Origin of the sequence: Streptomyces sp. NPDC014733, from assembly GCF_043083385.1 — a bacterium.
Classification (GTDB): Bacteria; Actinomycetota; Actinomycetes; order Streptomycetales; family Streptomycetaceae; genus Streptomyces.
Window position 1 is genome coordinate 838,201 of record NZ_JBIBYO010000001.1, and the last position, 12,985, is coordinate 851,185.

Sequence of the window (12,985 nt, forward strand, 5' to 3'; positions counted from 1 at the left end):
CGGACGGCCCCGGCCCTCCTGGCCCGTACGGGTTCCCCGGAGGCGCCCGCCCGGCCCCTACGGGAAACCCCTAAGACCGGCCCCGCCCCGCCTCTGCGACCGACGCGCCGCCGCCCCGCCCCTACGGGCTCCCCCGATCCCGGAGTCCGGGGCGTGCGGCGGGTGCGCCCGGGCCCTGGTGCGCGCCGTCACAGCGGGATCCCGTTACGGCGGCCACCTGCCCGGCTAACGTAGGGCGGATGACGGATACCCCCCGCACCCTGGCCGAGGAGCTACGGACCCGCACCGACGGCGGGCTCGTCGACCTGCTGCGGGCCCGCCCTGACCTGCTCAATCCGGTGCCGGGCGATGTCACCCAGCTCGCCACCCGGGCCGGGACCCGGGCCTCGGTGGTGCGGGCCGTCGAGCGCCTGGACCGGTTCGCGCTGCAGACCGCCGAGGCGCTGGCGGTGGCGCCCGACCCCTGCCCGTACGCCACGCTCGCCTCCCTGATGACCGGCGCCCCGGCAGCGCCCCCTGGGGGCGCGGCGCCGGACGCGCCCTCCTTGGACGCGGCGGTCCTGACCGCGCTGCCCGGTGCCGTCGCGGCGCTGCGGGCGCAGGCCCTGGTGTGGGGGCCCGACGACCGGCTGCGGCTGGTGCGGACCGCCCGTGAGCTGCTGGCCCCGAGCGCGGCGCACCCGTCGCCGACCGGCCTCGGCCCGACCGTCGCGGAGGCCGCGGCCGGGATGTCGCCGGGACGGCTCCAGGAGATCATCGCCACCGCCGGGCTGCCGCCGACGCCCGACCCGGTGACCGCCGTAGCGGCGCTGACCTCGCTGTTCACCGACGGCGAGCGGATGGCGGCGCTGCTGGACGAGGCGCCCGCCGAGTCCGTCGCCGTCCTCGACAGGCTGCTGTGGGGCCCGCCGTACGGCAGCGTCACCGAGCAGCCGGCGCCGCATCTGCGCTGGCTGCTGGACCGCGGACTGCTGCTGCCCGCCGGCGCCCGGAACGTCGTACTCCCCCGGGAGGCGGCGCTGCATCTGCGGGCGGGGCGCGCGCACCGTAGCCCCGCGCCGGTGCCGCCCGCTCTCGCGCCGGTCACCGCGCGCGATCCACAGGCTGTGGACGCGGCCGCCGCCGGGCAGGCGTTCACGGCGCTGGCAACCGTCGAGGAGCTGCTGAAGGAGTGGGATCTGGGCGGTCCCGCGGTGCTGCGCGCCGGGGGCCTGAGCGTCCGCGACCTCAAGCGCACCGCGACCGCCCTGGACACCACCGAGCAGACCGCCGCCTTCTGGCTGGAGCTGGCCCACGGGGCGGGCCTGATCGCCTCCGACGGCGAGGCCGACGAGCGGTTCGCCCCGACGCCCGCCGCCGAGGAGTGGCGGCAGCTGCCCGACGAGCGGCGCTGGGCGGAGCTGGTGGCGGCCTGGCTGGACGCCACCCGCACCCCGGGCGTGGTCGGCACCGCCGACGCCAAGGGCCGGGCCGCCGCCGCCCTCGGCCCGCACCTCGACCGCTCCCCCGCACCCGAGGTCCGCCGCCGCACCCTCGCCCTCCTCGCCGAGCTGCCGCCGGGCTCCGCCGTGCCCGAGGCTGCCGTCCTCGACCGTCTCCACTGGGAGCGCCCGCTGCGCGCCGCCGCCCCGGAGGGCGCGCCCGCCGCGCCCTCCGCGCCCGGTGGCGCCACCCCGCCGCCCGGGGAGGACCTCCGTACCCGCCTCGCCCGGTGGACGCTGGCCGAGGCCGAGCTGCTGGGCGTCACCGGGCGCGGCGCCCTGTCCGCACCCGGCCGCGCGCTCCTGGGGGACGCCGAGGGTTCCGCGGGGGCGGCGCCCCGTACCACCCCGACGGCCGCAGCGACCCGGGAGGCCGCGGCCCGCGCCGCGGCGCTCCTGGCGCCGCTGCTGCCCGAACCGCTCGACCACGTGCTGCTCCAGGCCGACCTCACCGCGGTCGCGCCAGGGCCGCTGCGGCGTCCGCTCGCGGACACCCTGGGCGTCCTCGCCGAGATCGAGTCCAAGGGCGGCGCGACGGTCTACCGCTTCACGCCCGCCTCGGTGCGCCGCGCCCTGGACACCGGCCGTACAGCCGCCGAGCTGCAGGAATTCCTCACCACCCACGCACGGACGCCGGTCCCGCAGCCGCTGGCGTACCTGATCGACGACGTGGCCCGCCGGCACGGGCGGCTGCGGATCGGCGCGGCCTCCGCGTACGTCCGCTGCGACGACGACGCGCTGCTCGCGGAGATCCTCGCCGACCGCCGCGCCGCCCCGCTCCGGCTGCGCCGCCTCGCCCCGACGGTCCTCGCCGCGCAGACCGCCCCGGATCTCCTCCTGGACGGCCTGCGGGCGATGGGCTACGCGCCCGCCGCCGAGTCCCCGGAGGGTGACGTGGTGGTCGCCCGGCCGGACGCGTACCGTACGGGGCCGCGCCGTGCGCCCGTCCCGGTGCCCGAGGGGCCGCCGGTCCCCGACGCGCCCCTCCTGGAGGCGGCGGTCCGCGCCATCAGGGCCGGCGATCTGGCCGCCACCGCCGCCCGCAAACCCGTCGCCGCCGCCACCCCGGCCCCCGGTGCGCCACCCCGGACCACCTCCGCCGAGACCCTCGCCACGATGCAGGCGGCCGTCCTCACCAACGCCGCCGTCTGGATCGGCTACGTCAACGCCGACGGCGCCGCCAGCCAGCGCGTCATCGCCCCCGTCCGCGTCGAGGGCGGCTTCGTCACCGCCTACGACCACACCGCCGACGAGGTCCGCACCTACCCTCTGCACCGCATCACCGGCGTGGCCGACCTGGCGGACGACACGGTCTGAGGGCCCCGGCCCCGGCGCCGCCCTTACGGGACTGCTCCCCACGGGCCGAGCCCGGTCCCGTCCCTGACCCGGACCACCACCGGACATACCGGCCCGTAGCAGGAGCCGCCGCGGTCCGTCCCGGCGATGCGGCACACTGGACGTTTGGCCACCCGCCCGGCCTCGGGCCGTGGTCGGTGACCGGGCGGCTACGGGGTCGGCCGGGCGGCACTCACGTAGGAAGGCGAGGCGCGTGAACGGACCTCTCATCGTCCAGAGCGACAAGACGCTGCTGCTGGAGGTGGACCACGAGGCGGCGGACGCCTGCCGGCGGGCCATCGCGCCGTTCGCGGAGCTGGAGCGGGCGCCCGAGCACATCCACACGTACCGGGTGACGCCGCTCGGGCTGTGGAACGCGCGGGCGGCCGGGCACGACGCCGAGCAGGTCGTGGACGCGCTGGTGCAGTTCTCCCGCTATCCGGTGCCGCACGCGCTGCTCGTCGACATCGCCGAGACCATGTCGCGGTACGGGCGGCTGACGCTGGTCAAGCACCCCGCGCACGGGCTCGTGCTGACGACCACCGACCGGCCGGTGCTGGAGGAGGTGCTGCGGTCGAAGAAGATCCAGCCGCTGGTCGGCGCGCGGCTCGACCCCGACAACGTCGTGGTGCACCCCTCCGAGCGCGGACAGATCAAGCAGACGCTGCTGAAGCTCGGCTGGCCCGCCGAGGACCTCGCCGGGTACGTCGACGGCGAGGCGCACCCGATCGCGCTCGCCGAGGACGGCTGGGCGCTGCGGCCGTACCAGCAGCAGGCCGTCGAGGGCTTCTGGCACGGCGGTTCGGGTGTCGTCGTACTGCCCTGTGGTGCGGGAAAGACGCTGGTCGGAGCCGGTGCGATGGCGCAGGCGCAGGCCACCACGCTGATCCTGGTCACCAACACCGTCTCGGCCCGGCAGTGGAAGCACGAGCTGGTGAAGCGGACCACGCTGACCGAGGACGAGATCGGCGAGTACAGCGGGACGAAGAAGGAGATCCGGCCCGTCACCATCGCCACGTACCAGGTGCTGACGACGAAGCGGAAGGGCGTCTACCCGCACCTGGAGCTGTTCGACTCCCGGGACTGGGGCCTGATCGTCTACGACGAGGTCCATCTGCTGCCCGCGCCGGTCTTCAAGTTCACCGCCGACCTCCAGGCCCGGCGCCGCCTCGGCCTGACCGCGACGCTGGTGCGCGAGGACGGCCGGGAGTCGGACGTCTTCTCGCTGATCGGCCCGAAGCGGTTCGACGCGCCGTGGAAGGAGATCGAGGCGCAGGGGTACATCGCGCCCGCGGACTGCGTCGAGGTGCGGGTCAGCCTCTCCGACTCGGAACGGCTGGCGTACGCGACGGCGGAGACCGAGGAGAAGTACCGCTTCTGCGCGACGACCGGCAGCAAGCAGCGGGTCACCGAGGCGCTGGTCCGGCGCCACCAGGGCGAGCAGACGCTGGTCATCGGGCAGTACATCGACCAGTTGGACGAGCTGGGCGCGCATCTGGACGCCCCGGTGATCAAGGGCGAGACGACCAACGCGCAGCGCGAGAAGCTCTTCGACGCCTTCCGGGAGGGCGAGATCTCGGTGCTCGTCGTCTCCAAGGTGGCGAACTTCTCGATCGACCTGCCGGAGGCGACCGTCGCGATCCAGGTCTCCGGGACGTTCGGCTCCCGCCAGGAGGAGGCCCAGCGGCTGGGCCGGGTGCTGCGGCCGAAGGCGGACGGGCACGAGGCGCGTTTCTACTCCGTCGTCGCCCGCGACACCGTCGACCAGGACTTCGCCGCCCACCGGCAGCGCTTCCTCGCCGAGCAGGGCTACGCCTACCGGATCGTGGACGCGACCGAGCTGCTGTCGGCGGAGGAGGACGCCTGAGCCCCGGGGATGACGCCCGGCGGGCTCAGCCCGCGTCCTTCGCCGTCTCCCTGGCGCCGTCCCGTACGGCGGATGCCGGGGCCGGTATGCGGACCGCGCCGGTGGCAACGCTCCGGGGGTGCGGGACGGGGGCGCCGGTGGGCGCGCCCGGTGCCCCGGGAGCGGTGCGGGTGTGCCACACCACGGCGGCCAGCAGGGCCAGGCCGAGCAGCGGGTAGGGCGAGGTCAGGGGCTGTTGCCACCAGCTGAAGTGCAGATCGCGGTCACCGGCGTGCGGGACGATCCACAGGGTGCGGGCGGTGAACGCGACGGTGACGGCGGCGAGCAGCGCCCGGCGCCACGGGATGCGGTAGGTGTGCGCGGCGAGCGCGATGAGCAGCGGGACGCACCAGACCCAGTGGTGGGACCAGCTGATCGGCGAGACCAGCAGCGCGGTGACGGCGGTGCACAGCACGCCCCAGAGGTCCGATCTGCGGCGCCGGTGGACGCGGTACGCGGCCCAGAGTCCGCCGACTGCGGTGAGCAGCGCGGCGACCGCCCAGACGGCGCCGGGCTCGGGGGTGTGCAGCACGCGGGCGAGCAGGCCCTGGAGCGCTTGGTTGTCGACGATCCAGACCTTGCCGACCCGGTCCGTCTCGAACATCCGCCGGGTCCAGAAGTCGATGCTGGCGTCCGGCAGCACCAGGAAGCCGAGCACGACCGATCCGACGAAGCCGGCCAGCGCGGTGCAGGCGGCCTTCACCCGGCCGGTGACCAGCAGATAGACCGCGAAGATCGCCGGGGTCAGCTTCACCCCGGCGGCGATGCCGACGGCGAGCCCCTTGAGGCGGGCGCCGTCCGGGCGGCTCAGGTCCCACAGGACGAGGCAGGTGAGGGCGAGGTTGACCTGGCCGAAGACGAGGGTCTGGAACACCGGCTCCAGCCAGATGCCGAGCGCCGTGGCGCCCAGGACGGTGGGCGCGGTGTAGGCGGAGCGGCGTACCCCGGCGGCCTTGCAGGAGAGCTGGATCAGCGCGGCGAGCAGTGCGGCGTTGGCGGTGAAGCAGGCGACCTTGAGGGTGGCGAGGGAGATCCAGGTGGTGGGGATGAAGAGCAGGGCCGCGAAGGGCGGGTAGGTGGCCGGGAGGTTCCACTTGGTGGTGGTGAAGCCGTAGAGATCGCTGCCGGAGGCGGCGGCCTGTCCCTCGGCGCGGTAGACCTCTATGTCGGGCATCGCCAACGGGTGGACGGTGTAGAGCACGCCCAGTCCGATGAGGGATGCCGCGAGCAGCGCCCCGGCGATGACCATGCGGTGCGGGTGCGCGACGCTCTGCGCCCACGTACGCCGCCATGTCCACGTCCGCGTCCCGTCGGCGGCAGACACTCGTTCCCCTCCCCGTCGTCCCGCACGCTCTCAGCGGCGACGCTAACCGATCCGGGCCGACGGCCCGTAACCCTTTCCGGTCAACCAGATGTCCGGTGAGGAACGCGCCCGGACGCGCGGTGGCGGAGGCGGGCGGTGGCCCGCTGCCGGCTGTCCGCGGTCCTGCCGCGGACGCGGCCGGTCAGGGACGTATCCCGGCGGTGTCGCGGGTGCGGGGCGCGCGGCGGTCGGCTCCCTCCTCTCCGTACTCGCCGAGGAGGACGACGCTGAGGGCGGCCGAGGCGAAGACCTTCACGGCGCGCAGGGCGCTGCCGACCGGGTGGCGGCCACTGTGGGCGGGGCCGAGGGCCGTGGCGCCCTTCATCGGGTGCAGGGATGCCGGGTGTCCGGCTGCTGGGGTGATCGTTGCGCTGCTCATGACTCCATCATGGTTTTCACGCGAATGCCGCACATCGGCCCATGGACCCATTCCGGGACCGATGGACCTCTGACTGCGGTATCACCCGTACCCCCTACCGGAGATGTACGGGCCCCCTACGGGAGGGGGACGGTCCGGCGGGGGGCGCAGGTCGGCGGGTGGTACCGCCACGGCGCCCGCCGGTCGGCCCGGACGGCCCGGGCGGCGCGCCGGTCGGACCGCCCCGGGGCGGCCGCGGCCGCGCCCCGTCCGGCCCGCAGAAAATGCGTTGGCGCCCCGCCCGGCCCCTGACTAGAATCGCGCGTCTCCCTGCCTCCCGTCGGCTTCCGTCGAGGAGCGCCGCCGACCGGACGGAAACCGGCCGGTCCTTCGCCCCACGCCGATGACCGCCCCACGTCCCGCGGGCGCGGCGCCATCAGGCGTCCGTTCCGAACGACGGCCCGCCGTGCCCGCCCGCCGTGGCGCACGCCCGCCGCAGTGAGAGTCCACCGGAGGCAACGCCCGTGCCCGCGCACGCCCAGCACCCCGTACCCGATCCGCACGCCCCGGCCGCCGGTGAGGGCGCCGATCCGCTCGGCAGCGAACGGGCCCATCTCGCCGCCTCCCGGGCCGCGCTGCGCGCGATGCGCGCCGACGCCGAGGCGCTGAACATCGCCGACGTCACCGCGAACTGGGTCAACGCCGAGGTCCTCCAGGGCGAGATCGACGCCCGGATCAAGGCGCTCGCCGACCTCGCCCACACCCCGCTGTTCTTCGGCCGCCTCGACTACCTGCACGCACCGGGCCTCGACCCGTCCGAGAGCGACGAGGGCGGCCACGGCGGCGAGAACTTCTACATCGGGCGGCGCCACGTCCACGACGCGCACGGCGACCCGATGGTCATCGACTGGCGCGCGCCGGTCTCCCAGGCGTTCTACCGGGCGTCCAAGAAGGACCCGATGGACCTCCGGATGCGCCGCAGGTTCGGCTACACCGGTGGCGAGCTGACCGCGTACGAGGACGAGCACCTGAGCGATCCGGCGGAGGCCGAGCGGACGAGTCAGCTGCTCCAGGCGGAGATCGAGCGGCCGCGCGTCGGCCCGATGCGGGACATCGTCGCGACGATCCAGCCCGAGCAGGACGAGATCGTCCGTGCCGGGATCAGCGGTTCGGTGTGTGTCCAGGGGGCGCCGGGCACCGGGAAGACGGCGGTGGGCCTGCACCGGGTCGCGTATCTGCTGTACGCGCACCGGGAGCGGCTGGCCCGTTCGGGCACCCTCGTCATCGGGCCGAACGATTCGTTCCTGCACTACATCGAGCAGGTCCTGCCGGCCCTGGGGGAGCTGGAGGTCAAGCAGGCCACCGTCGACTCCCTGGTGGGCCATGTGGAGGTGCGCGCCAAGGACGACGCGTCGGCCGCGTCGGTCAAGGGGGACGCGCGGATGGCGGAGGTGCTGCGGCGGGCGGTGTGGTCACACATCACGCCGCCCGAGGAGGCGTGCGTGGTGGTGCGCGGCTCGCGGCGCTGGCGCATTCCGGCCTACGAACTCCAGGAGATCGTCGAGGAGTTGCGGAAGCGGGACATCCGCTACGGCGCGGCGCGCGAGGCGCTGCCGCAGCGGATCGCGCACGCCGTGCTGGTGCGGATGGAGCAGGCGGGCGAGGCGCCGGACGACCGGGTGCAGGACGCGGTGGCGCGGAACGCCGCGGTGAAGGCCATGGTCAAGGCGGTCTGGCCCCCGGTGGATCCGGCGAAGCTGGTGCTGCGGCTGCTGGGCGACGCGGAGTTCCTGGCCGCGCACGCCGAGGGGCTGCTGACACCCGAGGAGCAGAAGGCGGTCCTGTGGACGAAGCCGGCGCGGAGCGTGAAGAGCGCCAAGTGGTCGTCGGCGGACGCGGTGTTGATCGACGAGACGATGGATCTGGTGGCGCGGACGCCGTCGCTGGGCCATGTGGTGCTGGACGAGGCGCAGGACCTGTCGCCGATGCAGTACCGCGCGGTGGGCCGCCGCTGCACGACGGGGTCGGTGACGGTCCTCGGGGACATCGCCCAGGGGACCACGCCGTGGGCGACCGACACCTGGGAGGAGGCGCTGCACCACATGGGGAAGCCGGGTTCGGTGGTCGAGGAGCTGACGCAGGGGTTCCGGGTGCCGCGCGAGGTCATCGCGTACGCCTCCCGGCTGCTGCCGGCCATCGCGCCGGATCTGCGGGAGGCCACGTCGATCCGTGAGGCGGCGGGCGATTTCGAGATCCGTACGGTGCGGCCGGAGGCGTTGGACGCCTCGGTGCTGGCGGCGTGCCACGACGCGCTGGCCAAGGAGGGATCGATCGGTCTGATCGCGGCGGACGCCCGGGTGCCAGGGCTGCGCGCCGCCCTGGAGGAGGACGGGCTGCGGTGCCTCGCACCGGGTGAGGAGACGTCCGCGGAGGCGCGGCTGACGCTGGTCCCGGCGACGCTCGCCAAGGGTCTGGAGTACGACTACGTGGTGCTGGACGAGCCCGCCGCGATCGTCGACGGCGAGCCGGACGAGCGCACCGGTCTGCGCCGTCTCTACGTCTGTCTGACCCGTCCGGTGTCGGGGCTGACGGTCGTCCACGCGGCGGGGCTGCCGGAGCAGTTGGCGGACGGCGGCGAGGGCGCGTAGCCCCGCCGGGGCCGTGTGCCCCGGGGCGCGGGCAGGTGCGGCGCGCGCCCCGGGTCGGTCACCCCTCCGCGCCGTCCAGAGCGGTGCGCCAGCGCCGTACGGCAGCCGGGTCGACGGGGGCGGACCAGCCGGACGGGCGGGCGGCGCCGCCGATGTGGAAGGCGTCGACGCCGGCCGCGCGCAGGGCGGGGAGGTGCTCCAGGGTGAGGCCGCCGCCCACCAGGACCTGCGGGGCGTAGCCGGGCTCGCCGGCGGTGGTGCGGGCGTGTTCGGCGAGGAGGACGGCCAGGCCGTCGGCGACGCCGGTGGCGGCTCCGGCGGTGAGGAAGGTGTCCGGGCCGCCGGTCAGCGCGGCGAGCGCGGTGCGCAGCGCGGTGCGGTCGGCGGCGTGGTCGAGGGCGCGGTGGAAGGTCCAGCGGCAGCCGTCGATGACCTCGGTGAGCGCCTGTACGGCGGCGAGGTCGGGGCGGCCGTCGGGGGTGAGGAAGCCGAGGACGAATTCGTCGGCGCCCTCCGCCCGGAGCGCGGCGGCATCGGCGCAGAGGGCGTCCACGTCGCCCGCGGCGAAGCCGCCGCTGTGGCGGAGCATCACCCGGAGGGGGATGTCGACGGCGGCGCGGATCGCGGCGAAGACGGCGCGGGGCGGGGTGAGCCCGTCGGCGGCCATGTCGGTGACGAGTTCGAGGCGGTCGGCCCCGCCGGTCTGCGCCGCGACCGCGTCCTGCGGGTCGAGCGCGATCACCTCCAGCAGTGCGCGGTTACTCATGGGACCCCAATCGGTGGTGGGTGTGGCGGACGGGCGTCGTACGGGTGGCGACGCCCGGGGAGCCGCCGCGATAGGTCTAGTCCAATCACGGCCCAGCGTAATCGGTGCCCGCCACTCCACGGCACACCGCGCCGGGCGCGGCCCGCACCCACGCCGCGGGCCTGCGCGCTCTGGAGCGGGCCCTGGACCGCGCGCCGCGCACCACCACGCCGACCGCTGCAGGAGCCCGTGGCGCGCTGCACATGCGGGCCGCCGTCCTTGCTGCCCGGCGCGGCGACCGCGCCGCCGTGCGCCTGCACCTCGACGATGCCCGCTCTCTCGGCGAACGGGTCCGCGAAGGGACCTACCAGGTCCACGGAACGGGGGCGGGGCCGCCGGAACGCGTCGGTGACCCCGCGGGCCGTCTTCCCGCCTGTCTCCGCCTGGATCAGCGGCACAGTGCCGTGTCGACGGCGGCCTCCACCCGCTGGGAGGCCGCGCCCGTCGGGGTGGTGGTCACCGCGACGTCGGCGGCACGTCCGTCCTCTGTGACGCCTCCTCGTGTCCGGTACCCCAGGGCGGTTCCGCCGTGACCCCAGTAGACGCCGCCGCATGACAGCGGTGTGCTGGTCAGGCCCAGTCCGTAGCGGACGCCGGGGCCGCGTGCCTCCGCGGGGACGGTGGTGCGCATCTGGGCGAGCTGGGCCGGGGGCAGGAGCCTGCCACCGAGGAGGGCGGTGTAGAAGCGGTTGAGGTCGCTGTTGGTGGAAACCACAGCACCCGCAGACCACGCCATGGACATGTCCATGGTGGTGTAGTCGATCAGAGGTCCGTCGTCCGTCTCCCGTTCGTAGCCCTTGGGGTGGGGCTCACGGATGGTCGTCTCTCCGGGGGTGGGGAAGTAGGTGTGGCGCAGCCCGATGCGGTCGATGATGCGCCGGTTGATCTCCTCGCCCAGCGGGCGGCCGGTGACCTTCTGGATGATCAGTCCCGCGACCAGGTAGTTGGTGTTGCTGTACTCCCACTTCGCGCCCGGGGAGAAGTGGGCCTTCTGCGCGAGGGCGCCGTCAATCAGGTCACGTGGTTCGAAGTACCGGTACCGGACGGCGGGGAAGTCCGCGAAGACGGGGGACTCCAGGTATTCGGGCAGGCCGCTGGTGTGCTGGAGGAGCTGGCGGATGGTGATGTGGCGTCCGTCGATGCCTTCACCGCGCAACAGGCCGGGCAGGTAGGTGTCGACGGGGGCGTCCAGGGCGAGCTTCTTCTCGGCGACCAGCTGCAGGGCGACCGTGGCCGTGAATGCCTTGGTGTTGCTGCCCGCCCGCACCTGCCCGTCCTCGGGTACCTTCGCCCCGGTCCTGAGGTCGCCGACACCCGCGGTGTAGTGACGCATCCGGCCCTCGCGGTCCGTGACGCTCGCCAGCGCGGCAGGCATCTTGTCGTCGGCCACCAGGCTGTTCAGGCTGCTTTGAACGGTGTCCGGTCCGGCGGCGGAGGCCGTGGACGGGGACAGTGCACCGGTGGTCATGACGGCTCCGGTGAGCACGGTCACGGCGAGCAGGGCCTTACGCCGGCCGCCTCGCGAAAGAGTGGGGCGGAACCTCGGCGATACACGTGCGTGCATGGAACAACTCCTGTCGTGACAGTGGAGAGCAAGCGAAGAGGGAGCCGGTGCGCGCCCTCGGTGACGGTGGCCTGGCGACGCTCGTGGGCACAGGCCCGCGGGGGTACCGGTCGCCGTTCCCGCGAGGGGGAGCGGCGGCCGATACCGTCAAGCGCCGGTGGCGGCGGGGGCCCGCCCACCGGCCCGACCCGCCCTCTTCGGGCATCTGCGGCCGCGGTGCGGGAGCGGCGGCTTTCCGGTCGGGTCAGTGAGGCTGTCAGCGGCACAGCGCCGTGTCGACGGCGGTCTGCACGTGCTGTCCGGTGGCGCTGTCGCCCGGCAAGGCGGTCAGTGCGATGTTGACCGCACGGCCGTCCTTCGTGACGCCTCCGAAGGTGAAGTATCCGGGAATGGTGCCGCCATGGCCCCAGTAGACGCCGCCGCATGACAGCGGCGTGCTGCTCAGGCCGAGTCCATAACGGACACCCCGGCCGAGGGACTCTGCGGGAACGGTGGTGCGCATCTGGGCGAGCTGGGCCGGGGGCAGGAGCCTGCCACCGAGGAGGGCGGTGTAGAAGCGGTTGAGGTCGCTGTTGGTGGAGATCACCGCACCCGCGGCCCAGCCCCAGGAAGGGTCGAGTTCGGTGACCGCGCGCCAGGGCGAGTCGGCTGTGGCCCGGTGGTAGCCCTTGGGGTGGGGCTCACGGATGGTCATGTCTCCGGGGGTGGGGAAGTAGGTGTGGCGCAGCCCGATGCGGTCGACGATGCGCCGGTTGATCTCCTCGCCCAGCGGGCGGCCGGTGACCTTCTGGATGATCAGTCCCGCGACCAGGTAGTTGGTGTTGCTGTACTCCCACTTCGCGCCCGGGGAGAAGTGGGCCTTCTGTGCGAGGGCGCTGTCGAGGAGTTCGCGCGGCTCGTAGTACCTCTGCGGATCCTGGAGGATCGCGCGCTTGTCCACGTATTCGGGCAGGCCGCTGGTGTGCTGGAGGAGCTGGCGGATGGTGATGTGGCGTCCGTCGATGCCTTCACCGCGCAACAGGCCGGGCAGGTAGGTGTCGACGGGGGCGTCCAGGGCGAGCTTCTTCTCGGCGACCAGCTGCAGCGTGACCACGGCTGTGAAGGCCTTGGTGTTGCTGGCCGCCCGTACCTGCCCGTCCTTGGGTACCTTCGCCCCGGTCCTGAGGTCGCCGACACCCGCGGTGTAGTGACGCATCCGGCCCTCGCGGTCCGTGACGCTCGCCAGCGCAGCGGGCGTCCCGTCGTTGTGCACCAAGACGTTCAGGCTGTTTTGAAGGGTGTCCGGCCTGGCGGCGGAGGCCGCGGGCGGGAACAGTGCACCGGTGGTCATGACGGCTCCGGTGAGCACGGTCACGGCGAGCAGGGCCTTACGCCGGCCGCCTCGCGAAAGAGTGGGGCGGAACCTCGGCGATACACGTGCGTGCATGGAACAACTCCTGTCGATATAGGGGAACAACGTCAGTGGGTCAGGGAGAGGTGGCCGTGGTGCGACGGGCCTGCCGGTGGCTCGGCCTGGGCCTGTGAT

The 12,985-nt window shown here is 74.1% G+C and carries 8 protein-coding genes; 3 read left to right on the plus strand and 5 right to left on the minus strand.

What is annotated here, in order from left to right; all coding sequences use genetic code 11:
* Positions 1-239: 239 nt before the first annotated feature.
* Entirely contained in the window at positions 240-2,798 is a 2,559-nt protein-coding gene (locus ACF1BH_RS03690; RefSeq protein WP_391640736.1) for a helicase-associated domain-containing protein, read from the plus strand.
* A 232-nt stretch (positions 2,799-3,030) separates the two neighbouring features.
* A complete protein-coding gene (locus ACF1BH_RS03695; RefSeq protein ID WP_391640737.1) occupies positions 3,031-4,683 on the plus strand; it encodes a DNA repair helicase XPB in 1,653 nt (550 codons plus the stop codon).
* A 25-nt stretch (positions 4,684-4,708) separates the two neighbouring features.
* Here ACF1BH_RS03695 and ACF1BH_RS03700 read toward each other — a convergent pair whose 3' ends face one another.
* Both ACF1BH_RS03700 and ACF1BH_RS03705 read right to left on the minus strand, forming a co-directional pair.
* Positions 4,709-6,046, minus strand: coding sequence for a glycosyltransferase 87 family protein (locus ACF1BH_RS03700; RefSeq protein ID WP_391640738.1), 1,338 nt, complete (start codon positions 6,044-6,046; stop codon positions 4,709-4,711).
* Between the two features lie 181 nt (positions 6,047-6,227).
* Entirely contained in the window at positions 6,228-6,464 is a 237-nt protein-coding gene (locus ACF1BH_RS03705; RefSeq protein WP_391640739.1) for a hypothetical protein, read from the minus strand.
* A 503-nt stretch (positions 6,465-6,967) separates the two neighbouring features.
* On the opposite strand from ACF1BH_RS03705, the gene ACF1BH_RS03710 reads away from it, so the two are divergent.
* Complete coding sequence (locus ACF1BH_RS03710) at positions 6,968-9,091, plus strand: HelD family protein (protein ID WP_391640740.1); 2,124 nt, start codon at positions 6,968-6,970, stop codon at positions 9,089-9,091.
* A gap of 58 nt (positions 9,092-9,149) precedes the next feature.
* Here ACF1BH_RS03710 and ACF1BH_RS03715 read toward each other — a convergent pair whose 3' ends face one another.
* The 3 genes from ACF1BH_RS03715 to ACF1BH_RS03725 all read right to left on the minus strand — a co-directional run bounded on the left by ACF1BH_RS03715 (position 9,150) and on the right by ACF1BH_RS03725 (position 12,790).
* Positions 9,150-9,857 carry a copper homeostasis protein CutC gene (locus ACF1BH_RS03715; protein WP_391640741.1) on the minus strand — a complete coding sequence of 236 codons (708 nt, stop codon included), beginning with the start codon at positions 9,855-9,857 and terminating at the stop codon, positions 9,150-9,152.
* A 427-nt stretch (positions 9,858-10,284) separates the two neighbouring features.
* Positions 10,285-11,364 (minus strand): serine hydrolase domain-containing protein, encoded by a 1,080-nt coding sequence (locus ACF1BH_RS03720; RefSeq protein WP_391640742.1) that lies wholly within the window; start codon positions 11,362-11,364, stop codon positions 10,285-10,287.
* A gap of 352 nt (positions 11,365-11,716) precedes the next feature.
* On the minus strand, positions 11,717-12,790 hold the full coding sequence (locus ACF1BH_RS03725) for a serine hydrolase domain-containing protein (RefSeq protein WP_391640743.1): 1,074 nt from the start codon (positions 12,788-12,790) through the stop codon (positions 11,717-11,719).
* Positions 12,791-12,985: the final 195 nt, after the last annotated feature.

Coding starts and splice junctions, on each gene's coding strand:
- ACF1BH_RS03690 (WP_391640736.1), top strand. CDS start 240: ATGACGGATACCCCCCGCACCCTGGCCGAGGAGCTACGGACCCGCACC.
- ACF1BH_RS03705 (WP_391640739.1), bottom strand. CDS start 6,464: ATGAGCAGCGCAACGATCACCCCAGCAGCCGGACACCCGGCATCCCTG.
- ACF1BH_RS03715 (WP_391640741.1), bottom strand. CDS start 9,857: ATGAGTAACCGCGCACTGCTGGAGGTGATCGCGCTCGACCCGCAGGAC.
- ACF1BH_RS03720 (WP_391640742.1), bottom strand. CDS start 11,364: ATGACCACCGGTGCACTGTCCCCGTCCACGGCCTCCGCCGCCGGACCG.
- ACF1BH_RS03725 (WP_391640743.1), bottom strand. CDS start 12,790: ATGACCACCGGTGCACTGTTCCCGCCCGCGGCCTCCGCCGCCAGGCCG.